Consider the following 22,806-nt stretch of genomic DNA (forward strand, 5'->3'; position numbering starts at 1 on the left):
GACTGGCCCGATCCGTGACCACCCCCTTGTCCGGAAGTCTCCCCCGCTCCACCCGTCGGGCCGAAGAAGTCTCGGTGATCGGCTCCAGTCTGAAGGGTTCAGACACCGCAGGAATGCAGTGGAGGGTTCGATCCCCTTCTGGATTACCCGACCTTCACCCCCTTGCCCGACCACTCCACGCAGATGTCGTCCAGCAGCCAGGATTTCTCGTTGCCAACGAGAGGACGGTGGTGCAAGTCCACTCATCTGCTCCACGCAGGTTTCTTCTAGTCAGCAAGATGCCCGGCAACCGTCGGGTAACGGCGGTGCAATTCCGTCCAGCCTGCTCCACACTCCGGTATCCCAACTCGGCAGAGGAACACGTCTCAGAAACGTGTCAGTGTCGGTTCAAATCCGACTCGGAGTACCAGCCCCAGCGCGGGCAGCTCATGGTGGGTGTCTCGGCCCCTCGGCACCCCTTGCCCGGCCACACCGGTTCGGGCCGACGCACGAGGGTTATTGGCGAAACTGGTTCGAATCCACACACCCACCCCAAATCCAACGCAGGAGGTACGACCATGAAACATTCCAGACGTCTCGGAGCCCTCAGCTGGGCCGGCCGTGCGCCGCACCTCCAGCGAGACCCCCAGCATCGACCCGACCGTGCCCGATATCCCCACCCCACCCAGACGCGAAATCCTGGATGGGCGGCGAAGACGGCGAGTCGCGGGAGACTGTAAATCTTCAGCCTTCGGGCACAGTGGGTTCAATTCCCACCCCATCCACCACACGCGGCGGGTAGCTCAATCGGTAGAGCAGGAAACTGCTTTCCACGCCCCTTGCCCCGTCAATGCCCTGGGCCGAAGTGCGAAAGTTACCACTCTTCATGGCCGGGTTGCGGGTTCGAGTCCCGCCCCGCCGCAGCTTTTCCAAGTCCACCGTGGGGACGGTGGCGGAGCTGGTCAAACGCAAATGTCGCTCCTTGTGGGCTCTCCCTCACCGACCCTTGCCCGCCCGGGCCGATGCGTGAAGGTTATTCGGAACATTCGACCGTCTGGTCTCGCGGGTTCGAATCCCGCCCGTCCCCCACTTCCCTTCTCGGGCTGGTAGCTCAACCCCACCGCCTCCGCGTTCCCTTGCCTGACCTTCTCGCGGGCCGACGGCAGAGGCTTCTCGTCAGAGCGTCCGCGCGAGCGGAAGGAGCGGGTGCAACTCCCGCCCAGCCCCACACGACATGGAACGGTAGCTCAGTGGATAGAGCACTTTGCCTTCCCGATCCCTTGCCCGCCCGCACCCGCGGCGCTGGGCCGCTGGTGAAGGCTTATCGACTGTTACTCGAGAGGTCGTGGGTTCGAATCCCACCCGTTCCACCACATGAACCGGTAGCTCAGCTGGAGGAGCATCCCGCTACGAACGGGGAGGTCGCAGGTTCAAGTCCTGCCCGGTTCTCCACCCCCCGCCCCCGCCTTCCGGGATAGCTCAGTGGCAGAGCGCCTGCCTGTTAAGCAGGACGTCGCAGGTTCGAACCCTGCTCCCGGAGCCATGTCCGGACTCAGGCTTCCGAATTCCGGTTCGGGGCGGTGAAGATGCCCCGAACCTCCATTCTCCAGCCTTCGCTCTGAGTCCACTCGTTTCACTCGATCCTGACAGGCACCACTGCACGGCCTTTCAGGACGACTCCTCTGGACGTAGTGCAGCGGAAGCACGCCTGATTTGGGATCAGGAGGTCGCACGTTCGAACCGTGCCGTTCAGACCACATGGGCTTGTCGCGTAATGGCAGCGCGTCCCTCTTGCACAGGGGAAGTGGGAGTTCGAATCTCCCCATGTCCACCACCCAGACCGCATACGGAGGCCGGGCAACCGGCGCGGGGAAGAACGTCCGGAGTACGGAGGGGGCTGGCCACAGCTTCGAGGACGGCCCCTCAGCTTTCTTGACACGTTTAGGCGTCTGGTACGGAGAGTGTGGTGTAAAGGTCGCACGCCGCCCTGTGAAGGCGGAGGTCATGAGTTCGATTCTCGCCGCTCTCCCCAACGGGTTTCTCGCTTAACGGCAAAGCACACGGTTCCAACCCGTGCAGATCGGGGTTCGAATCCCTGGAAGCCCGCCACGTGTCCCGGTAGCTCAGTCCGTCGAGCGTCTGGTTGAAGCCCAGAAGGCCGTAGGTTCGAATCCTGCCCGGTACACCACCCGATCCGGTAGCTCAGTCGCGCAGAGCACTCGCCTCTTAAGCGAGGAGTCGTGGGTTCGAGTCCCACCCGGTTCACCACTTCGGCGCACGTGCGCCACGGTCGCCGCTGGCGATTCCAGCGAAGTCCGGCTTCCGCTCTGCTCCCGTCCCTGCGGACATGACACCGCAGAGCCGTCCGCGCCGCAGAAGCCTCCTGTGGTTCCGTCTCGCTCCGCTCGGGTGAACACCGGGCTGCGGCCCGGCATTCACCGGAATTCCCGCCCTGTCGAAAGGAGGGCCGATCCCATGAAGAACCTACTGAACGCACTGAACCCCCTGAACCGCACGCAGACCGAGCGGCTCGACCCCCGTCAGGTCGCCAACAGCGCGGGCGGCTTCGTGTACGCGCTGTCCGACGAGGCGCGCCTGACCCGCTTCCTGATCCTGGGGACGGACGGCGGCACGTTCTACGCGACCGAGCGTGGGCACACCCTCCAGGCGACGGAGTTCGTGAAGACCTTCGTGCAGGTGGACGCCGCGCGGGCGCTGGCCGTGACGCTGGACGTGATCCGGACGAACCGCGCGCCCAAGGCCGATCCGGCGCTGCTGGTGCTGGCGCTGGTCGCGAAGACCGCGCCGGACGCGGCGGTGCGCAAGGCCGCGTGGGACGCGCTGCCGGAGGTGGCGCGCACGGGCACCATGCTGCTGCACTTCCTGGCGTTCGCGGACACGCTGGGCGGCTGGGGTCGCCTGACCCGCCGGGGCGTGGCGCGCGTGTACGAGGACGTGCCCGTGGAGCGGCTGGCGCTGTGGGCCGTGAAGTACAAGGCCCGTGACGGCTGGAGCCAGGCGGACGCGCTGCGCAAGGCGCACCCGAAGACCGCGGACGCGGGCCGCAACGCGGTGCTGCGCTTCATGGTGGACGGCGTGCTGCCGGACGTGGGCGACATCAGCGAGCCGGCCCTGCGCGTGATCGAGGGCCACCTGCTGGCCCAGAGCGTGAGCACCGACCGGGACGCGGCGACCCTGATGCGCGGCTTCGGCCTGCCCATCGAGGCGATCCCGACCCACCTGCGCGGCGCAGAGGTGTACCGCGCCGCGATGGAGACGAACGGCCTGACGTGGCTGCTGCGCAACCTGGGCAACCTGGGGCGCGTGGGCGTGCTGAGCGTGAACGACCGCGAGGTCGTGAAGGCTGTCGTGGAGCGTGTGACCGACCCGCAGGCGCTGAAGCGCGGGCGCATCCACCCGCTGGACGCGCTGAAGGCCCGGCTGGTGTACGCGCAGGGCCGCGGCGTGAAGGGCAAGGGCGAGTGGCTGCCCGTGCCGCGCGTGGTGGACGCGCTGGAGGAGGCATTCTACGCGGCTTTCGGCACCGTGCGCCCGGCCGGTACCCGTCACCTGCTGGGTCTGGACGTGTCGGGCTCCATGACGATGGGCGCGGTGGGCGGCGTGCCGGGCCTGACGCCGAACATGGCGGCCGCGGCCATGAGCATGGTGGCGCTGCGCACCGAGCTGGACGCCCTGACGATGGGCTTCGCCCGCGAGTTCCGCCGGCTGGGCATCACGCCGAAGGACACGCTGGACGGCGCGATGCGCAAGGCGCAGGACGCCAGCTTCGGCGCGACCGACACCGCCCGCCCGATGCTGTGGGCGGCCGAGCAGGGCGTGAAGGTCGACACCTTCGTGGTGTACACCGACAACGAGACCTGGGCGGGCAACGTGCACCCGACGGTCGCGCTGGATCGGTACCGCCAGAAGACGGGCATCGCCGCACGCCTGATCGTGGTCGGCCTGACCGCCACGAAGTTCACCATCGCCGACCCGAACCGGGCCGACATGCTGGACGTGGTGGGCTTCGACACGGCGGCCCCGGCGGTGATGACGGACTTCGCGCGGGGTGACGTGTAGGACAGTAGAGGGCAGGGAGCGGAGGGCCACACTCCCGAGCTCTCTGCCCTCTGCTGTCAACTCTCCTCGAAGATGTCCAGCGGCAGGAACGCGCTCACGGTGTAGTTGGGCGCGTCAACGATCTGGGAGATCTTCAGATCGACGCACGCGCTGGCGAGCACGTACGCCTGCTCCAGGCTCAGGCCGCGGGCCTCCAGGCGGCGCAGCAGGGCGCGCAGGGCGGTGCGGGCGGCGGTCATCAGGTCGGGGTCGTGGCCGGTGGTGACGTGCCACTGCCGGCTGCTGCCGCCGTGGGTGGGCGTGGTGAACTCCGGGGTGGTGAGTCCGGCGCGTTTCTCGACGGTCACGCGCACGGTGATCCGGCCGTCCATCTCGATGCCGGTGCCGGACAGCTCACCGTCGCCCTGCGCGGCGTGCAGGTCGCCGACGGACAGCAGCGCGCCCGGCACCTCCACGGGCAGGGACAGGGTCGCGCCGGCCACGAGCTGCCGGATGTCCATGTTCCCGCCCACGTGCCGGGGCGGCGGGGTGGGGTGCGGGCCGGGCGCACCGGGGGCCACGCCGATCACGCCGGGAAACGGGGCGAGGGGCACGCGGATGCCCGGCAGGAAGTCCGTGTGCGTGCCGGCGCGCAGATCCCAGAAGTGCGTGTACGCCGTCAGGCCCTCGGCCCCCAGCGCGGCGTCCAGCAGGCCGATCCCGTCGGGGCGGCAGCCCGTCCAGCCCCACGCGGCCGGCTCGACGCTCAGGAGTTCCACGACCAGCGCGTCGCCGGGCTGCGCACCCTCCACGCAGACCGGGCCGGTCAGGGGGTGCCCGCGCGGGCCAGGGCGCGGGGAGCGCAGGCTGGCGGCGATCACGCCCGCCAGCGCGGCGGGCGGCGTGAGGTCACCGGTCGCCACCCGTCTCGCCACGCCGCCGTCGGAGGCGTCCAGGGTGTCCAGCGTGACCGTGTCGCCGGGCCGGATCGTCAGCGCGGGGGGCAGCGAGTTGTCCCAGACGGTGTGGATGTGCTCGGCGCTCAGGTGGTGGTCGGCCATGACCCACACGCTAACGGACACGCCCCGGACGGCTGATGTCCGGGGCGTGAAGGGCGGGAGAGCTTACTTCGCGGTGATGCGGCCCTTGACGGTGTCGGTGAGCTTGCTGCCGTTGGCCTTCAGGTAGTTCACGAGCACGTCCAGATCCGACAGGTTCGCGAGCTGCACGACGTTCGTGCCGGACTTGAGCACGGTGAAGTTGTCGCCGCCGGCTGCCAGGAAGTTGTTCAGTGCCACGCGGTACTTGGCGTTCGGGTCGATGGGCGTGCCGCCGAGCTTGATGTCGGCGATGTTCACGCGCTGGCCGTCAGGGTTCGCGGCGGTGTAGGTGTACGTGAAGCCCTCGGAGACCTGCAGGAGTTTGGTGGCCGTGCCGGCATTCCCGCCGCTGAACTGCTGCTCGAGCAGCTCCTTGATCTGCTGGCCGGTCAGATCCATGACCGTCATGGTGTTCCCGAAGGGCTGCACGGCGAACACGTCACCGAAATTCACGGCGTTGCCGTCCTTCAGGGCACTGGCGTCGGGCAGGTCGGCGCGGATCCCGCCGGGGTTCATGAAGGCGATCTTGGCCCCCTGATCCTGGGTGGCGGCGAGCTGCGCGTCGGCGATCACGCCGCCCAGCGCGGTCTCGGTGTTGCGGGCGTTGTTGATCCCCCGGCGGATCTGGGGCGTGCTGAGGTTCGTGACCGGCTGGTTCTTGATCGCACCGACCTTCTCGTTCGCGCTGGCGAGCAGGGTACCCATCCCGGCGTCCAGGGTGCCGGCGGCCTTGCGGGCGTCGTAGTTCACCACGAGGTTCGCGGAGCGGGCCGTGACGACCTGATGGCGCGTCTTGTCGACCTTCAGGTCGAGGCGCTGCAGCAGGTGGCCGTAGAAATTGCCCTGGATGACGATGCGGTCTCTGCCGGTGGGGTCGGGCACCAGGCAGTTGTAGCCCTGGTGGCTGTGCCCGCTGATGATGGCCGTCACAGCCGGATCGACCCGCCGGGCGATGTTCACGATGGGGCTGTCCGGGTTCAGGGTCTTGCACCCGACCGTGGCGTAGGTGTCCTTGCTGCCGCTGGCGAGTTCGCCGCCTTCGTGGATCAGCATGACGATCGCATCGACGTTCTGCGCCTTGAGTTCCGGGATGACCGCGTTCACGGCGTCCGCCTCGTCGGTGAAGTCCAGATCCTTGACGCCGTCGGGCGAGACGATGGTCGGCGTGGTCTTGGTCACGGCCCCGACGAAGGCGATCTTCGCGCCAGCCACCGTCTGGACGACGTAGGGCTGGAAGGGGCTGCCGGTCTTGCCGCTGGCCGCGCTGTACTTGACGTTCGCACCGATCCACTTGAAGGTCGCGCCCTTGTAGTTCGGATCGAACTTGCAGGCCTTGGCCGGGTCGTTGCTGGCGCAGCCGCCGTTCTGCATCCGCAGCAGTTCGGTCAGGCCCTGGTCGAACTCGTGGTTGCCCAGCGCGCTGACCGACATGCCCATGGCGTTCAGGGCCGCCACGCTGGGCTCGTCGCGCAGCAGACCGGACGTGATGGGCGACGCACCGATCAGGTCACCGCCGCCCACGAAGACGGTGTTGCGGTTGGCCTTGCGGGCATCGTTCAGTTCCGCCTTGATCGCCTCGATGCCGCCTGCGTTGATCTTCGCGCCCTCGGCCGTGGTGAAGCTCGTCGGGGCGAGGTTGCCGTGGAAGTCATTGAGCCCCAGCACGGTCACATCGACCACCGGAGACGGGAACAGCACCGCACAGGACGAGAGCGAGGCCGTGAGCAGCAGCAGGGGCACAGTTCTTTTCATGACCGTTCCATCCTACCGTACCGGCTGTCATGCTTTGATGTTGCCCCACGCCGCCGCCCGCCGACGCTGGACACGTGCGGCCACGGCCCCTCTGCTAGCCTTGCCGGATGCTGGATCCACGCTCCGTTCCCTTCGCGGCCACCGTCCATCCACAGGCGCGTCCGGCGCTGAGGCTGACCTGGGATTCCCGTGAGGCCAACGCGGAGACGGCCTTCGTGGCCCTGCCGGGCGAGCGCATGCACGGCAACACCTTCGTGCAGCAGGCCCTGGATGCCGGGGCCCCGTTCGTCCTGACCGATCTGGACGTGCCCCGGGCGCTGCGGGTGCCGGATGCGCATGCAGCACTCTTCGCATGGGCACGCGCCGAACGCGCCCACAGCCCGCTGGTCGTGGGGATCACCGGGAGCGCCGGCAAGACCACCGCGAAGGCCTACGTGGCGGCGGCGCTGGACGCCCACTCGATGCCGGTCTACAACACCATGCCGGCCATCGCGTGCTTCCTGGTGCAGTTCGGTCGCAGCAACCGGCCCCTGGTCGTCGAGATGGGCATCGACCGCATCGGCGAGATGGCCGAGCTGGTGGATCTCGTGCAGCCGGACGTGGGCGTGGTCACGACCGTCGCGCCCGCCCATCTGGAGCAGCTGGGCAGCGTCGAGACCATCGCCCGCGAGAAGGGCGTGATCCTGCAGGGGCGGCGGGGGATGGTGGGGTCGCAGGCGGCGGCGTTCTATCCGGGCGTGGCGACCTACGGCTTCGGCGAGGCCCAGACGTACCGGGGCGAGAACCTGACCATCACGCCGGAGGCAGCCCGATTCTCGTTCCGGGGCATCCGGGTGCTGCTGCCGCTGGCGTCCCGCGTTCAGGCCGAGGCGGCGGTGCTGGGGCTGCGGCTCGCCCAGGAACACGGTCTGGCGCTGGCCGACGCGGCGGTGCGCCTGACCACGGTGCGGGTGCCCGGCGGCCGGTACCGCGTGCTGCCGGGCCGCTACACGGTCATCGACGACGCCTACAACGCCTCGCCCGTGGCAGTGGAGGCCGCGCTGGACGCCCTGCAGGGCTTCGCCGGGCGGCGCATCAGCGTGCTGGGCCGCATGCTGGAACTGGGCGACACCGAACGCGAGCTGCACGCGCAGGTGGGGGCGCTGGCGCGAGCACGGGCCGACGTGACCTACGGTGTCGGGGCCTTCGCGGCCGAGCTGGGCGACCGGGCGTATCCGACCGTGCCCGCGTTGCTGGATGCCCTGCTGACCGACGTGCAGGACGGCGACGTGGTGCTGGTCAAGGCCAGCCGGGGTATCTCGTGGACGCCCGAGAAGCGGGCACAGGAGGGCGTGGGCCTGGACGTGGTCGTGGAGGCGCTGCGCCGGGCTCGGGACGGCGCGGCTCCGGTCGCCGTACCACCGTCCCCCTGACCCCTGGCCGCCAGACTCATGCCCCTCAGGCGGAGTGCGGCGACACTGAACGGCATGCGCTCCACCGTCCTGCTGCTGTGTTCCGCCCTGCTGGCCGCGTGTGCGCCGACGACGACGTCTGGCCGGAGCGGTGGACTGCGGGCCGCGTTCAGTGATCAGGGCGTGGCCTTCGTGACGGCCGGCCGGGCCTGCGTGGCACGTGCGCCGTCCTACCGGCCGGTGTGTCCCCGCGTGCCGGCAGCGGTCGATGTCGCGTGGAACGGTGGCGACGCGTGGGCCGCGGTGCCGGGCCTGGGCGTGGTGGTCACGCTGGATCGGGCCGCCCGGAGCGTCCCCGTGGGCCGGGTCGTGGCCCTCAGTGCCACCCGCGCCTACCGTGAGGACGGCAGTGCGGTGGGCTACGCCGGCGAAGCGCTCGGCGGCGTGACCGGCAGGCCGTCGCTGGCGGTGACCGGCGGCAACGGTGCCGACTACGTGCTGCTCGGCGGCTCGCTTGTCCGGGTGCCGGGCGGCCCAGACCGGTCGCAGACGGCAGGCGAGTTTCTGGTCGTCACGCCCCAGGGCGCCCGGACATCCACCGTGCCGGCCGTGGACACGGCAACCGGCACCTACCGGCTGTCCGGCGGTCGCCTGGAACGGCTGGATCCGACCGGGCGCGTGGTCTCGGCCACCAGCCATCCGGGAGGCGTGGTCGGGGTGGTCGGCGCGGATCTCGTGACCGTCACCCCGGCCGGCGAGATCCGGGTCTACACCGAGACCCTGGCCCCCCGGACGCCCTGACAGCGGCCGAGCCGATCCAGTGTGGCCGTTCGTGATCGGGCGGCCGCGCCACCTTCACCGGATCGCGTGACCGCGTCACCACGGCCACGGCACCCACCGACCTGCGCGGGTTCCATCCGGGGGAACGGCCCCCCCCGCCGGAGGGCGCGGCAGATGACGGTTCGATCACGCGATCCAGATGAGTGATCATGCAAGGATGGTGGCTCCGAAGTCCATGGAACGGGGCCGCGCTGCCCGTTCCCAGTCCCACCGCCGGGCAGCGTCGTCCCCGCACCCATGGCGGCACGGAGAGCAGCAAGTGCGCTGGAAACGACGTCTATCACGTGTCAGAGTTCGGTAAGCGCCGGAGTGGTTGGATGAACCTGCCCATGACCTCCCTGCCCACTGCCCTCCCGACTTGCAGCCATTCCCCCTCTGGGCCATGCCCCGCCAGATGAGTGAATGTTAAAATCCGCCCACCTCTGGAGGGAGAATGTCAAGTTTCCTGAACCGTCTAATGAACCCACGGCCCCCGGCGCTCGGAGTCGAGATCGGCACCAGCGCCATCAAGGTGGTGGCCCTGCGGCCCGGCTCGCCACCCTCCCTGCTGCACGCTGTGATGGTGCCCACGCCCATCGGCTCGATGCGCGACGGGCTGGTGGTTGAACCTCAGGCCGTCGCGACGGAACTCAAGAATCTCCTCGCGGAGCACCGCATCACCACCAAGTACGCCGTGACCGCCGTGCCCAACCAGTCGGCGGTCACGCGCAACATCATGGTGCCCAAGATGGACCGCAAGGAGCTCCAGGACGCCATCAAGTGGGAGGCCGAGCGCTACATCCCCTACCCGATCGACGATGTCAGCCTGGATTTCGACCTGCTGGACGACCCGGCCACGATTCCCGACGACTCGCAGATGGAGGTCGTGATCGCCGCCGCCCCCACCGAGGCGATCGCCAGACAGGTCGAGGTGCTGCGGCTCGCGGGGCTGGAGCCCACCATCGTGGACCTCAAGTCCTTCGCGGCGCTGCGCGCGCTGCGCGGGAACCTGCTGGGCGAGCACCTCACCAAGAGCACCCTGACGGGCAGCAACTACACCGAGGCCGGCGAGGTCGCGCTGGTCATGGAGATCGGCGCGAGCAGCAGCGTGATCAACCTCGTGCGCGGCGACCGCGTGCTGCTGACCCGCAACATCAACGTGGCCGCCGACGACTTCACGACGGCGCTGCAGAAGTCCTTCGACCTGGACTTCAGCGCTGCCGAGGACGTCAAGCTCGGGTACGCCACCGCGACCACCCCCACCGAGGACGAGGAGGACCTCCTGAACTTCGACCTGGCCCGCGAGCAGTACTCCCCGGCGCGCGTGTTCGAGGTGGTGCGCCCGGTGCTGGGCGACCTGATCACCGAGATCCGCCGCAGCCTGGAGTTCTACCGCGTGCAGAGCGGCGACGTGGTCATCGACCGGACGTTCCTGGCAGGCGGCGGCGCGAAGCTGCGCGGCCTGGCCGCCGCGATCAGCGACGCGCTGGGCTTCCGGGTGGAGGTCGCCAGCCCGTGGCTGACCGTGCAGACCGATCAGGCGAACGTGGACACCGGCTACCTCCAGACCAACGCGCCGGAGTTCACGGTGCCGCTGGGGCTGGCGCTGCGGGGGGTGAACAGCCGTGGTTGAGATCAACCTGCTGCCCCAGCAGTACCGCACCCAGTCCGAACCCAGCGCGTGGCGCTTTGCCATGTACGCCCTGGCCCCCCTGACGGTGGCCGCGATCCTGATTCCCGAGGTGGTCACCGCGACCCGCGTGGGCGACCTGAACAAGCAGATCGACGCCCTGAACGGCGACGTGGCGGCCCTGACGCCGGCCAAGGCGGAATATGACCGGCTGATGGCCGAGAAGCGCGACCTGGATCAGGTCACGTCGATCGCCACGCAGCTCAAGGCCACCAAGACGTACTGGATCAACGACCTCGCGGCCTTCAGCTCGCAGCTGCCCAGCGCGGCCGGCGTGGCGGTCAAGAGCATGACCATGCGTCCCATGGAGCCCAGCGCCCTGACCACGCTGCAGCAGAGCGGCATCTACCTGGGCAAGAACGTCGTGCGCGAGATCGACGTGACCGGCGTGGCGAGCAGCCAGCAGGCGGTCGTGAACTTCCTGCGCACCTTCGAGAGCGATCCCGGCTTCGGCGTGAACTTCAAGACCCTGCAGAGCGACCAGACGTCCAACGAGTACAGCTTCACCGCGACGGTCGGCGTGGTCGCGCCGACGGCCAGCGCCACGCCCGCCGATCCGTCGGCTCCGGCCGGTACGCCCCAGGCCCCACCGGCCGCGCCCGCCGGCAGCGTGCCCGACACCTCCGGCCCGACCAGCAGCGTGCCCAGTGGCCAGGGAGGACGCGATGTCAACTAAGCTCTCGCCCCGCAACCTGTTCCTGGTGGTGCTGGCCGGGTGCATCCTGCTGATCGGGCTGTGGTACATGCTGCGCTTCCAGCCCCGCCAGGCCCAGATCACGGACCTGGGCGGCCAGCTGGACACGCTCAATACGCAGGTGGCCACGCTGCGTACGTCGGCCGCGCGGCTTCCTGCCCTGCGCACCGAGGTCGAGACCATGCGCGTGGATCGTGAGAAGTTCCTGGCCGCCCTCCCGAGCGCCGCGAACTTCGGGCCGGTGCTCGATGAGCTGCGCGTGACCACGGCCGCGACCGGCGCACGCATGAACAACTTCTCGGTCCAGACCGGGACTGTGGCGAACCTGCCCGGCGGCGTGCGGCCGCTGAACCTCACGGTCGGCATCACCGGGAAGTTCTCGCAGGTGTTCCAGACACTGCGGGCCATTGAGACCATGGGCCGGTTCACGACGGTCAGCAACGTGTCGCTCCAGCTGCCGACCGCCACCTCCTTCGATCCTGATCTCGAGGGCTCACTGGGCATGACCGTCTACACCTTCGATCCGGCACAGGCGGCGGCCCAGGCTGGAGCCACGCCGGACGCGCCCGCCGCGCCGAGCGCCCCGCCCGCTTCAGGAGGCACCCAGTGACGCGTGCGCCCGTCAACCTGTCCCGCGAGATGAAGCTGCTGCTGCTGCTGCTGCTGATGGTCGGCCTGATCGGCCTGTGGTATGTCCTCACCAACAAGCCGGCGACCACGGAGCTGTCCCAGCAGCCCCCGGCGACCGGCACCGCCGGCACCGGCGGCGGCACCACGCCGGCCACCGGCGGCACCGATGTCGGCAATCCGGATGCCGTGCCGGTCGCCACGCCGGACACCGCATCGCCGGACGCGTCCGGCCCGGCCCTGGACGTCCAGCCGGACAGCCAGGTGCAGGTAGAGACCATTCCTCCCTTCCCCACCGACGACGTGGTCACCGAGACCCCGGCCCCCGAACCCGTGGTGCCCGACGGGATCAACCCGGACGGCGTGATCGCCGCCACCCCCGGCATCAATCCCTTCAAACCGCTCAGCCTGGATCAGAGCGCCACCGCCGCCACGAACACACGGCCCAGCACGCCCGCGCCGGTGTCGACGACAGACGGCGCAGTGACGGCGAGCGTTCCGGCCCGTCCGGTCGCCCCCCAGGTGGACTCGCTCGGTCAGGGCGGCGGCGCCCTGGGCCTGAGTCCGATCCCCGGCGCGGCTGGCAGTGTGGACGTGGAGTCCGGCAGCGTCAGCGGCGGCGCGCTCCCGGTTCCGGTCATTCCCGGCGCCGACGGCAGTGCCGGTACCGCCGCCACGCCGGTGGTCGTGCCGGTCACCCCGAACGGACAGGAATCCGGCAGCGCTGTGGTGGCCGGGCAGAACCCGACCGGAACGGTCGTCCTGACGCCGCCGGCCCCGGTCAAACCGCCGGTCGTCGGCATGACCGTGCCGGGCACCGTGACCCGACTGCCGGATGCTGCTCCCGCCGCCACCCCGTCCGGCGCCACTCAGGGCGCGGCCGGCGCCACCACCAGCGGTTCAGGGCTCACGGCGACCGCGGTGCCCACGCCGAGCACGCCACAGCTCATCCGGGAACTCGGGGCGGGCTCCACCGGCACCGGCCCGGTCACGGCGACCAGCGCCCTCGACCGGTACGTGAGCGACCAGAACCTCGTGTTCAACGCCGTGGTGCTGGGTCCGATCAACACGGCCATCTTCCGCAGCAAGGCCGGGTACGTGGTGGTCGCGAGCGGCCAGCCCCTGCCGGACTCGAACGTCACGGTGGGCACTGTCACCGCGACCAGCGCCACCCTGAACCTCGGCACCGAATCGACGACTCTTGAACTGGACAAAAGGTGAGCCATGACTAGACGCTACGCATCCCTTCTGCTGACCGCCGCGCTCGGCATGGCCGCCGCGCAGACCACGACCACGCCGGCCACCGCTGCGGCCACCAGCATCGCGGATCCGGCCCTGTCGAACGCCGCCGTGACCTTCGAGATCCGCCGCGCCGGCAGTGACCTGACGTCCATGCTCGTCGCACTTGCCAAGAGTGCGGGCTACGACATCATCATCGAGCCTGGAGCAGACGACGTGCTGCGCGGCGCAGCCGTGTCGGCCGGCGCGGCCCCGGCAACTGGGGCCCCAGCGGCCACAGGCGCGGCCAGCATGGTGTCGTACGCCTTTGCCAACAAGCCGTTCAACCAGGTGTGGCCGCTGGTGCTGGACATCTATGGCCTGAGCTATGACTCGCTGGCGGTCGGCGGGCGCACCGTCCTGCGCGTCGGGATCAAGCCCATCCAGAAGATCGTGAAGCTCCCGGCCAGCCTCCAGGCCAGCGCCGTCGAGCGGCAGCTGAAACTGTCCTTCGGCACCCTGAGGCCCATGACGGCCACCGGCACCGCACAGGAGGGCACCCAGACGCCCGTGACGGTCAAGGACGAGGAGATCGTGCTGGACTCCGCAACCATGCGGATCGTGGCCGAGCCGGCGTCGAACTCGGTGATCATCCGGGGCACGAACCAGGAGGTCGCGCAGGTGCAGGCGCTGCTGTCGCAGATCATTGCAACGCAGCCGGCCGGCGCGAAGGCGGTCACACCGGTCGCGACGGTGCAGCGGATCTACAGCGTCCTGTCGAGCGCACCCGACATCACGGCGCTGCTGACTGCCCAGTTCCCCACCCTGAAGGTCACGCCGGTCGGCACGAGCGGGCAGCTGGTCATCACCGGCCCGCAGGATCAGCTGGAGTCCGCCGTGACGCTGCTGGGTCAGGTGGACAAGGCACCGACCCCGCCCACGGCCGTTCCGAACACCGTCCAGCAGGTGTACACCGTCCGGGGCAAGCAGGCCGACGCCATTGCCCTGCTGGGGGCCCAGTTCCCGGCCCTGAAGGTCACCCCCGTCGGACAGACCGGTCAACTGGTCATCAACGGCCCGCAGGATCAGCTGACGTCCGCCCTGGCGCTGCTCGGCCAGGTGGATCGTCCGGCTGCCGCCGCACCGGGCACGGTGCAGCGGGTCTTCTCGCTGATCAATGCCAGCGCCGAGGAGGTCAAGGCGACCCTGGAAGGAACCCTGGCCCGCGACCTGACCGACACCACGCCGGCGACTCCAGCGAATGTGCCGCTGACCGGCACGGATGCCAACGGCAACCCCACGACTGTGGTGGTGCCAGCAGCGCAGACGGCCGCCGGTCTGGCGGCGTCCCAGGCTCAGGCCCAGGCCCAGCAGGCCGCCGGGGCGGCGTTGACCACCCTGCCTGCCTCGAGCGCCACGATCATCGCGGACGTGCGCACCAATACCCTGATCGTGCGCGGCACCGCCGAGCAGGTCACGCAGATCGCCGACCTGATTCCCAACCTGGACAAGGTCGTGCCTCAGATCAACGTGCAGGTGCGCATCCAGGAGATCACGGACACGGCGCTGCGCTCGCTGGGCGTGGACTGGAAGCTGGGCTTCGGCGGCTTCAACATCGGCCTGGGCCAGTCGGGCCTGAGCGCGTCCTTCGACCCGACCCGCAGTCTGGTGGGCTTCAACCTGGGGCCGACGCTGACCGCGCTGGAGAACCAGGGCATGACCAAACGCGTCTATGACGGCGCCGTGAGCATGCAGAGCGGCCAGCGGTCGCTGACCTCCGCCAGCGGCGCGGACAACGCCTCCAGCAATGCGGCGGCCAGTATCAAGAGTGGTGGCCGGGTCGAGCTCACCATCCCGTCGACCAGCGGGAACATCATCCGGCAGATCGACTACGGCGTGAATCTGGATTTCTTCAGCCCACAGGTCTCGCCCGACGGCACGATCACGCTGCGGGTGCGCGGTCAGATCAACGAGCCGGCCACGCCGCTGCCCACCACGGGTGTGCCGAACATCCTGTCGTTCACCAACTCCGAGGCGCAGAGCACCATCACCTTCAAGAGCGGGCAGACGGTTCTCATGAGCGGCCTGATGAGCACCAACGAGACCAGCAGCACGGTGGGGGTACCCATCCTGAGCAGCATCCCGCTGATCGGCGCAGCCTTCGGCAAGCAGAGCACCAACCGCACGCAGACCCAGCTGCTGGTCGTCATCACCGGTACCGTCGTCCAGTAGCACCGGCCCGGCCTTCAGCGCCCTCCGTCCCGGGGGCGCTGTTCCGTTCGTGGCAGGGTGGGGGTGTGGCACGCCGACTGCCACACCGATAGACCTCTAGACCGCGCCCCAGCGCGGCGGCGCTACGATCGCCCCCATGAGGTATCTGACCGCCGGGGAGTCGCACGGGCCGCAGCTGACGGCCATCATCGAGGGGTTGCCGTCGCAACTGCCGCTGGGCAAGGGCGACATCGACCCCTGGCTGAGAAAGCGGCAGGGCGGGTATGGACGGGGGCGGCGCATGGTCATCGAAACCGACGAGGCCGAGATCCTGAGCGGGGTGCGGGCGGGCCGCACCACGGGGGCACCCGTCACGCTGGCGATCCAGAACAAGGATCACCGCAACTGGGTCGAGATCATGTCGCCCGAGCCCGGTGGGGAGCCGCGCAAGAAGGCCCTGACGGACGCCCGGCCCGGCCACGCCGACCTGACGGGCGGCATCAAGTACCGCCACAAGGATCTGCGCGACGTGCTGGAACGGGCCAGCGCCCGCGAGACGGCGGCGCGGGTGGCAGTCGGGAGCATCGCCCTGAAGCTGCTCTCGGAACTGGGCGTGCAGGGCGCGAATTATGTCGCCAGTCTGGCCGGGATCGAGACGCGACAGGACTTCTCCTGGGATCAGCTCGACGCCATCGAGGACAGCGACCTGCGCACGCCCGACGCCGACGCCGCGGCCCAGATGCGCGAGCGGATCGACCGGGCCAAGAAGGACGGCGACACGCTGGGCGGCGTCCTGGAGGTGCGGTTCCGGGGCCTGCCGGTGGGCCTGGGGTCGTTCGTGCACCATGACCGCAAGCTCGACGGCCGGATTGCGCAGGCGTGCCTGAGCGTCCAGGCCATGAAGGGCGTGGAGATCGGACGCGCCTTCGACAACGCGCTGAAGCCGGGCAGCGGCGTGCATGACGCGGTGTACTACCGGGACGGGACGTATGCCCGCAGCACCAACGGCGCGGGAGGCCTGGAAGCCGGCATGACCAACGGCGAGGAGCTGATCGTGCGGGTGGCCATGAAGCCCATCGCCACGCTGATGACGCCGCTGCCGACCGTGAACGTCGTGACGCACGAGGCCTCGGACGCCGCCCGTGAGCGCAGCGACACGACGGCGGTGCCGGCCGCGGGCGTGGTGCTGCAGTGTGCCGTCGCGTGGGTGCTGGCCGAGGCCATGCTGGAGAAGTTCGGCGGCGACACCGTGCCGGAGCTGCAGGAACGCGTGGCGGCCGCCCGCGCCTACGCCCAGGCGTACTGAGCGGCCAGTGAGCGGGGACGGACGACCCGGACTGCCGCCGGCACAGGTCGAAGCGGGGCTGCGCGAGCATCTGGAGGAGACGTCGGGAACACCGATCACGCTCCCGGCGGGGACTTCCCTTAGACTGTCTCCCATGGTGGCCTCCGGCCTGATCGATCGTCCTGTGAGCTGGGTGGCGCTGGCGGGCTTCATGGGCACCGGGAAGAGCCGGGTCGGCTGGGAGCTGTCGCGGGCGCTCGCCCTGCATTTCGTCGATACCGACAAGCTGATCACCCGGGTGGTGGGCAAGAGCATCCCCGAGGTGTTCGCCGATGAGGGCGAGGGCTACTTCCGGGCATGCGAGCAGGAGGTCGTGGGCCGGGTGAGCCGCCTGGATCACGCCGTGATCAGTCTGGGGGGCGGCACCTTCATCCACGAGGAGAACCGGCGGATCCTGCTGTCCCGGGGTCCGGTCGTGGTGCTGTGGGCCACGCCCGAGACCGTGTACGCCCGCACGAAGCACAGCGACCGGCCGCTGCTGCGCACCGAGGATCCCATGGGCCGGATCCGTCACCTGATGGACGAGCGCGAGCCGGTGTACCGCCAGGGCACCATCCACGTCCACAGTGACGGGCGACCCAGCGAGGAGATCGTGGAAGAGATCATTGAGCGGCTGTGGAACTGGGCCGATGCCCAGCACGCCTGGGCCGAACCCGAGCTGCCGCTTCCGGTCGACCGTGCGACGGATTGAGATCGGTGGGGCGTCCCCCTACGCGGTCACGGTCGGCGCGGGCCTGCTCGACACCCTGCAGATCCGGGAACGTCAGGTCGCCCTGATCCACCCGGACGACCTGCCCCGGACGTTCGTGGAGCGCGTGCAGGCCGCCGTGTCGCCGGTCGTGACCATCAGCGTGCCGGCGCGGGACGCGTGCAAGACCCTGGAGGTCATGGCAGGCGTGCTCTCGCAGCTGGCCCAGGTGGCCCTGCCGCGGGACGGTGCCGTGGTCGGCCTGGGCGGCGGCGCGGCCACGGACCTTGCCGGCTTCGTCGCCGCCAGCTACCTGCGCGGCGTGGCCTTCTACACGCTGCCGACCACCCTGCTGGGCATGGTGGACGCGGCCGTGGGCGGCAAGACCGGCGTGAATCTTCCGGAGGGCAAGAACCTGGTCGGCGCGTTCTGGCCGCCCACAGCGGTGTGGTGTGACACCGACACCCTGGAGACCCTGCCCACGGAGGTCTTCCGGGAGGGCGCCGCCGAGGCCTTCAAGCACGGCCTGATCCAGGATCCCAGTCTGCTGCCGCGCGTGCTGGCGCCCGAGTTCCGCCCCGGTGGCGCCCTGCTCGCAGACACCATCGCCGATGCCATCGCCGTCAAGGCGGGGGTGGTGACCCGCGACCTGACCGAGCGCGGCGAGCGGGCCTTCCTGAACTTCGGGCACACGCTGGCACACGCCCTGGAGGGCGTGACGCACCACGCCGTCCCGCACGGCGAGGCCGTCGGGTACGGGATGCACTACGCCGCGCGTGTGAGCCGGGCGCTGGGCGGCGCCGACCTGACGCCGGACACCCTGGCCTTCCTGCGCTGGCAGCGCCCGGCTCCCCTGCCGGCCCTGCGCTATGAAGACGTCGCGCCGTTTATGGCCCGCGACAAGAAGGCCGACTCGGACGGCGTGCGCTTCGTGCTGCTGCACGAACTCGCGCACCCGTACCTGACGCGGGTGCCGGGGGACGTGCTGCGCGAAGAATTTGCCAGCTGGGCACAGGACGTGGCGGCGCTGTCCCGGGGTCAGGCGGGAGGGCCGACGGGCTGACTGCCGCGCGGTCACCCACGAGAACCCCAGTTCCCGGGTGACCGTTAGACCTGTGAACCGGTCGACGTCAGATCCCGCTACGCTACGGGCATGCTGCTCGTCCTGAACGGCCCGAACCTGAACCGCCTCGGCCTGCGCGAACCGGGCGTGTACGGGTCGCAGACCCTGGAGGATCTGGAACGCCAGTGCGAGGCCTGGGGGGCGGAACTGGGCGAGTCCGTGACCTGCCGCCAGAGCAACTACGAGGGCCAGCTGCTGGAGTGGATCCACGAGGCCCAGGAGCACGGCTTCACTGGCATCGTGATCAATCCGGGTGCCCTGACGCACTACAGCTACGCGCTGCGCGACGCGATTGCCAGCCAGCAGGTGCCGGTTGTCGAGGTGCACATCAGCAATGTGGATGCCCGTGAGTCCTTCCGGCACACCAGCGTCACGGCGGCAGTGTGCAAGGGCAAGATCAGTGGCCTGGGGTTCCTCGGCTACCGACTGGCGATGGAGTACCTGATCGAGAGCGCGTGATCCAGGGCCGGGCGCAGCTGTCTGCCCCTCTCGGGCCGGGCGCCGGCCACGCTGGCACCACGTGAGCAGTCCCCCGTCCGGATATTGACGTCGAACCGGGAGGGGGTCCAGGCATGTCCGCCGGATCCATCCAGTTCGACCCTGGGACGCTCTGGGCACCTCTGGCCAGAGGGTGTGCCCGGGGTGCTCCCCGCGCACCACCGGGGCCGGCAGCGACCGGCCCGGCGGTGGCCGCCCTGGTGTCGGCGATGGGATGACCGACCGCACTCCGGATGATGTCAACCGTGTAAACTGAAAGCCATACCCGTTTTGAAAGCGCTTTCAGAATCCGCAGGAGCTGCCATGATCCGCCCGTCCGCCGCGTCCATGATGTCCCCACCCCATCCGTCCCGGCGGCGTCAGCGCGTGAGCCGCACGCCGGCGCTGCTGCTCGCGCCCTTCTTCGTCGTCCTGCTGGCCTTCGGGCTGTTTCCGCTGCTGTTCTCCTTCGCGATCTCGTTCTTCGACTGGAACCCGCTGGCGACCGTCAGCCGGGCGCGGTTCGACGGGCTGTGGACGTACCAGAACATCTTCACCGATCCCGCGTACTGGCCCGCGCTGATGCGCACGCTGGGCACTGCCCTGAAGAGCGCGCTCATGCAGCACGCGGCGGCCCTGCCGCTGGCCTTCGCTCTGCATCTGACCTTCCGCCGCCTGCAGGGCGTGCTGGGCACAGTGCTGTTCCTGCCGTACGTCACCTCGCCGCTGGCCACCGGGCCGGTGCTGGCCCTGCTGTTCACGATCCTGTGGCGGCCCCTGGGCGACCTGTATTCCGCGCTGTATTCGGGCATCCAGGCCGTGCCGGCGCTGGGTGCCCTGGCCAGCGCCCTGCCCTACTCGCTGGACGCCGCCGGCGCCGAACGGGCCTTCAACCTCGCGTGGAACGGGGTCGGCTGGAACATCCTGCTGTACCTGATGGCCCTGAACGCCATTCCCAGACAGCTGTACGAGGCCGCGCAGGTGGACGGTGCGGGGCTGTTCCGGCAGTTCCGCCGGATCACGCTGCCGCTGATCCGCCCGATGATGTTCGTGGCCTTCACCCTGAGCTTCCTGGCGGCCACGCAGGCGAGCACGTGGAACCCCAGCGCGCCCATCAGCTACGCCACCATGACCATCCCCGAGTACGTGATCCGCACCAGCTTCTGGGACTTCGACGGCGGGCTGGCCGCTGGGCAGACCTGGGTGTACTTCGCGGGGATCGCGGTGGTCGTGGGCATCCTGTACGCCCTGATCGGGCGGCACTTCACGGAACTGGACACGGCGGGGGACGCCAGCGGCACCGAGTCGGCCACCCACATCGCCCCCGCACCGGCCGCCGCGCTGAAACTGCTGATCGGGCTGGCGCTGCTGTCGGCGGTGCTGCCGGCCGCCGGCCTGCTGCTGAACGCCACGCACCCGTACCCGGAGTTCCTGCTGAACATCGGTGACGGCCTGAAGGACAACTACGCCGCCCTGCTGGCGGAGCTGCCCTCGTTCTGGCGCAACGTCTGGAACTCGGTGTACGTGTCCACGCTGGCCGCGACTGGGGCGGTGCTGACCTCGCTGCTGGCGGGCTACGCCTTCGCCCACCTGGACTTTCCGCACAAGCGCACGCTGTATGCCGTCGTGCTGGGCGTCATGCTCTTCCCGGCACTGGCGAACCTGATCCCCACCGTGCTCACCATGGGCCTGCTGGGCTGGGTTGAGCAGCCCCGTGCGCTATGGGTGCCGGCACTGGCGAGCGCCATCGGCATCTTCCTGACAAGACAGTACCTCCAGGCCGCCGTGCCGCGCAGCGTGCTGGAGGCCGCCCGCATCGACGGTGCGCGCACCCCGGCCATCCTGACGCGGATCGTCGTGCCGGTCGCGTGGCCGGTCATGGTCACGGTGTTCCTGCTGACCTTCATCACGCAGTGGCAGACCAGCCTGAACGCGCTGGCGATCCTGCACGATCCCGACCACCGGCTGGTGTCGCAGGCACTGAGCCTCGTGACCGGAGGAGCGCTGTCGCTGGGCGCGGCGATCGCCACACTGCCCACGCTGCTGCTGTTCGCGCTGGCGGCCACGCAGCTCGCACGGGGCCTGAACATCACCACGGGGGGCGGCCCGGCCGCCGCACCCGTGGACACCGTTCCCGCCGGGGGCACCCTGGCCGGAGCCGACGCCGTCCGGGCCGCCGCGTGCCTGATGGTCATCTTCCACCACCTGTCGCAGCGCCTGAACGGCAACGACCAGAGCGGGGTCATCCGGGAGATCCAGTCCTTCGTGATGTCCGGCGCGGTCGGCGTGAGCGCGTTCTTCGTGCTGTCGGGGCTGCTGCTGTCGCTGCCGTTCTGGCGGCGGTATCTGGCCGGACGGAACCGCCCCTCGCTGCCCGAATACGCCCGCCGCCGCTTCCTGCGCATCGCCCCCGGCTTCTGGGCCAGCCTGGGGGTCAGCCTGCTGCTGACCGTCGCCCTGGTGCCGGACGCCGTGAGCCCCTACCTGCGGGCGCTGAGCGCCGCCACCTTCACGTCGTCGCTGCACTGGCTGACCCTGTTTCCCGCCGACCTGAACGGCCCGCTGTGGAGCATCGGCTTCGAGGTCGTGTGCTATGCCCTGCTGCCCATCGGGATGATCGGCCTGTTCGCCATCCGGCGGCGGCACCCGGCGCTGGCCTTCGCGTGGTGGCTGGGCATCTTCGCCGTGACCCTGCTGGTCCACCAGTGGATCCTGACCCATCTGGTGCCCGACGCCGAGGGGCGCGGGTGGCAGTACGGCGTCACCGGCGGCAGCAAGTACTGGGTGCCGAACTACAACCCCGTCGGGCTGTACGGACACTACCTGCTGGGCGTGCTCGCCGCCGGCGTGATCGCGTGGCGCACGCGCAGCGGGCGGGTCACGGCCCGCTGGAACGACGCGCTGGCCGTGCTCCTGATCGCGGGCATCGCGGGACTGCTGTACGCCACGCGCCACGCCCCGGAATTCAGCTTCAGCGTGGGCCGCCAGCCGTACTTCTTCCCCACCTTCCCCCTGCTCGTCGCCGCGCTGCTCGCCACGCTGCCGTTCACGCGCTTCCTGGGCGAATGGCTCGACCGGCCCCTGCGCACCACCGCCCGCCTGAGCTTCGGGCTGTACATCTGGCACTACCTGATCCTCGAACTGATCCGGGTGCTGCACAACCCCCGGTTCGCCTACTTCGGCATCGATGACCTGGGCACGTGGGCACTGACCAGCGCGGCGGCCCTGGCTCTGGCGTACTGGGCGGCGAGCCTGTCCTATCGCCACATCGAGGAGCCGTTCCTGCGCGGGATGCACCGGAAACAGGAGGTCAGGACGGTCAGCGCACGGCCAGAGGCCGCGGACTGATCGCAGGGCCATGTGAACGCCCGACGGTGGGCGACGCCCTGGTTCGTGGCGCTGCGATGCCGTCCCCCGGTTCCCATCCCAGATGTGCCTGAGCGCAATAACGACAGGGCCTGGCCAAGACCAGCCTTCCTGCCCTTCACCACCGAGCCTGGCCTGTGCCGCCGTGCCCAGCTCCGCCCCGTGGACGGCGCTCTCCGTTGCCCGAGCGAGGGCAGACACACAACCCGCGTCTGTGGCATGGGCCCTGCCCACTTCACATCGGGCGGCTTGAGGAGAAGTGGCGTT

The 22,806-nt window shown here is 69.6% G+C and carries 15 protein-coding genes and 14 tRNA genes; 27 read left to right on the forward strand and 2 right to left on the reverse strand.

Going from position 1 to position 22,806, the window contains the following annotated elements:
• Positions 1–179 precede the first annotated feature (179 nt).
• The 15 genes from U2P90_RS15280 to rsr all read left to right on the forward strand — a co-directional run bounded on the left by U2P90_RS15280 (position 180) and on the right by rsr (position 4,059).
• Positions 180–254: transfer RNA gene (locus tag U2P90_RS15280), tRNA-Gly, on the forward strand.
• 77 nt (positions 255–331) lie between these two features.
• Positions 332–409: transfer RNA gene (locus U2P90_RS15285), tRNA-Leu, on the forward strand.
• Between the two features lie 271 nt (positions 410–680).
• A tRNA-Tyr gene (locus U2P90_RS15290) sits at positions 681–767 on the forward strand.
• Between the two features lie 3 nt (positions 768–770).
• A tRNA-Gly gene (locus U2P90_RS15295) sits at positions 771–902 on the forward strand.
• Positions 903–922: 20 nt separating this feature from the next.
• A tRNA-OTHER gene (locus U2P90_RS15300) sits at positions 923–1,066 on the forward strand.
• A 149-nt stretch (positions 1,067–1,215) separates the two neighbouring features.
• Positions 1,216–1,352, forward strand: a tRNA-Asn gene (locus U2P90_RS15305).
• A gap of 3 nt (positions 1,353–1,355) precedes the next feature.
• Positions 1,356–1,431: transfer RNA gene (locus U2P90_RS15310), tRNA-Arg, on the forward strand.
• 16 nt (positions 1,432–1,447) lie between these two features.
• Positions 1,448–1,522: transfer RNA gene (locus U2P90_RS15315), tRNA-Asn, on the forward strand.
• Positions 1,523–1,661: 139 nt separating this feature from the next.
• Positions 1,662–1,736 (forward strand) — tRNA-Pro (locus tag U2P90_RS15320).
• Between the two features lie 3 nt (positions 1,737–1,739).
• Positions 1,740–1,813, forward strand: a tRNA-Ala gene (locus U2P90_RS15325).
• A 123-nt stretch (positions 1,814–1,936) separates the two neighbouring features.
• Positions 1,937–2,011, forward strand: a tRNA-His gene (locus tag U2P90_RS15330).
• Between the two features lie 2 nt (positions 2,012–2,013).
• Positions 2,014–2,088 (forward strand) — tRNA-Trp (locus tag U2P90_RS15335).
• 3 nt (positions 2,089–2,091) lie between these two features.
• A tRNA-Phe gene (locus U2P90_RS15340) sits at positions 2,092–2,167 on the forward strand.
• Between the two features lie 3 nt (positions 2,168–2,170).
• Positions 2,171–2,247, forward strand: a tRNA-Lys gene (locus tag U2P90_RS15345).
• 207 nt (positions 2,248–2,454) lie between these two features.
• Positions 2,455–4,059 (forward strand): RNA-binding protein Rsr, encoded by a 1,605-nt coding sequence (rsr, locus tag U2P90_RS15350; protein WP_322472808.1) that lies wholly within the window; start codon positions 2,455–2,457, stop codon positions 4,057–4,059.
• A 56-nt stretch (positions 4,060–4,115) separates the two neighbouring features.
• On the opposite strand, the gene U2P90_RS15355 is transcribed toward rsr, so the two are convergent.
• Both U2P90_RS15355 and U2P90_RS15360 read right to left on the reverse strand, forming a co-directional pair.
• The gene (locus U2P90_RS15355) at positions 4,116–5,099 is read right to left on the reverse strand and encodes an acetamidase/formamidase family protein (protein WP_322472809.1); all 984 of its coding nucleotides are present in this window, start codon (positions 5,097–5,099) and stop codon (positions 4,116–4,118) included.
• A gap of 63 nt (positions 5,100–5,162) precedes the next feature.
• Positions 5,163–6,890, reverse strand: coding sequence for a bifunctional metallophosphatase/5'-nucleotidase (locus tag U2P90_RS15360; protein ID WP_295815925.1), 1,728 nt, complete (start codon positions 6,888–6,890; stop codon positions 5,163–5,165).
• Between the two features lie 107 nt (positions 6,891–6,997).
• On the opposite strand from U2P90_RS15360, the gene murF reads away from it, so the two are divergent.
• From murF to U2P90_RS15420, 12 genes are all read left to right on the forward strand, one after another.
• Positions 6,998–8,302, forward strand: a complete 1,305-nt coding sequence (gene murF / locus U2P90_RS15365) for a UDP-N-acetylmuramoyl-tripeptide--D-alanyl-D-alanine ligase (RefSeq protein WP_322472810.1) — start codon at positions 6,998–7,000, stop codon at positions 8,300–8,302.
• 54 nt (positions 8,303–8,356) lie between these two features.
• Positions 8,357–9,082: a hypothetical protein gene (locus tag U2P90_RS15370; RefSeq protein WP_322472811.1), complete on the forward strand. Its 726-nt coding sequence runs from the start codon at positions 8,357–8,359 to the stop codon at positions 9,080–9,082.
• Positions 9,083–9,554: 472 nt separating this feature from the next.
• A complete protein-coding gene (gene pilM, locus U2P90_RS15375) occupies positions 9,555–10,733 on the forward strand; it encodes a type IV pilus assembly protein PilM (protein WP_295815920.1) in 1,179 nt (392 codons plus the stop codon).
• Positions 10,726–11,466, forward strand: a complete 741-nt coding sequence (locus tag U2P90_RS15380) for a fimbrial assembly protein (protein WP_295815919.1) — start codon at positions 10,726–10,728, stop codon at positions 11,464–11,466. The genes pilM and U2P90_RS15380 overlap by 8 nt, the downstream gene beginning before the upstream one ends.
• The gene (locus tag U2P90_RS15385) at positions 11,456–12,094 is read left to right on the forward strand and encodes a type 4a pilus biogenesis protein PilO (RefSeq protein WP_295815917.1); all 639 of its coding nucleotides are present in this window, start codon (positions 11,456–11,458) and stop codon (positions 12,092–12,094) included. The genes U2P90_RS15380 and U2P90_RS15385 overlap by 11 nt, the downstream gene beginning before the upstream one ends.
• On the forward strand, positions 12,091–13,332 hold the full coding sequence (locus U2P90_RS15390; protein WP_322472812.1) for a hypothetical protein: 1,242 nt from the start codon (positions 12,091–12,093) through the stop codon (positions 13,330–13,332). Before U2P90_RS15385 ends, U2P90_RS15390 begins: the two co-directional genes overlap by 4 nt.
• Before the next feature lie 3 nt (positions 13,333–13,335).
• Complete coding sequence (locus U2P90_RS15395; protein WP_322472813.1) at positions 13,336–15,561, forward strand: type II secretion system protein GspD; 2,226 nt, start codon at positions 13,336–13,338, stop codon at positions 15,559–15,561.
• 136 nt (positions 15,562–15,697) lie between these two features.
• Positions 15,698–16,846 (forward strand): chorismate synthase, encoded by a 1,149-nt coding sequence (gene aroC / locus U2P90_RS15400; RefSeq protein ID WP_322472814.1) that lies wholly within the window; start codon positions 15,698–15,700, stop codon positions 16,844–16,846.
• Positions 16,847–16,979: 133 nt separating this feature from the next.
• Positions 16,980–17,576, forward strand: a complete 597-nt coding sequence (locus U2P90_RS15405; protein WP_295815909.1) for a shikimate kinase — start codon at positions 16,980–16,982, stop codon at positions 17,574–17,576.
• Positions 17,563–18,636, forward strand: a complete 1,074-nt coding sequence (gene aroB / locus U2P90_RS15410; RefSeq protein ID WP_322472815.1) for a 3-dehydroquinate synthase — start codon at positions 17,563–17,565, stop codon at positions 18,634–18,636. Before U2P90_RS15405 ends, aroB begins: the two co-directional genes overlap by 14 nt.
• Before the next feature lie 90 nt (positions 18,637–18,726).
• Positions 18,727–19,155 (forward strand): type II 3-dehydroquinate dehydratase, encoded by a 429-nt coding sequence (gene aroQ / locus U2P90_RS15415; protein ID WP_322472816.1) that lies wholly within the window; start codon positions 18,727–18,729, stop codon positions 19,153–19,155.
• A 342-nt stretch (positions 19,156–19,497) separates the two neighbouring features.
• Positions 19,498–22,521, forward strand: a complete 3,024-nt coding sequence (locus tag U2P90_RS15420; protein ID WP_322472817.1) for an acyltransferase family protein — start codon at positions 19,498–19,500, stop codon at positions 22,519–22,521.
• The last annotated feature ends 285 nt before the right edge of the window (positions 22,522–22,806 follow it).

The organism is Deinococcus sp. AB2017081 (assembly GCF_034440735.1).
GTDB classification, from domain to species: domain Bacteria; phylum Deinococcota; class Deinococci; order Deinococcales; family Deinococcaceae; genus Deinococcus; species Deinococcus rufus.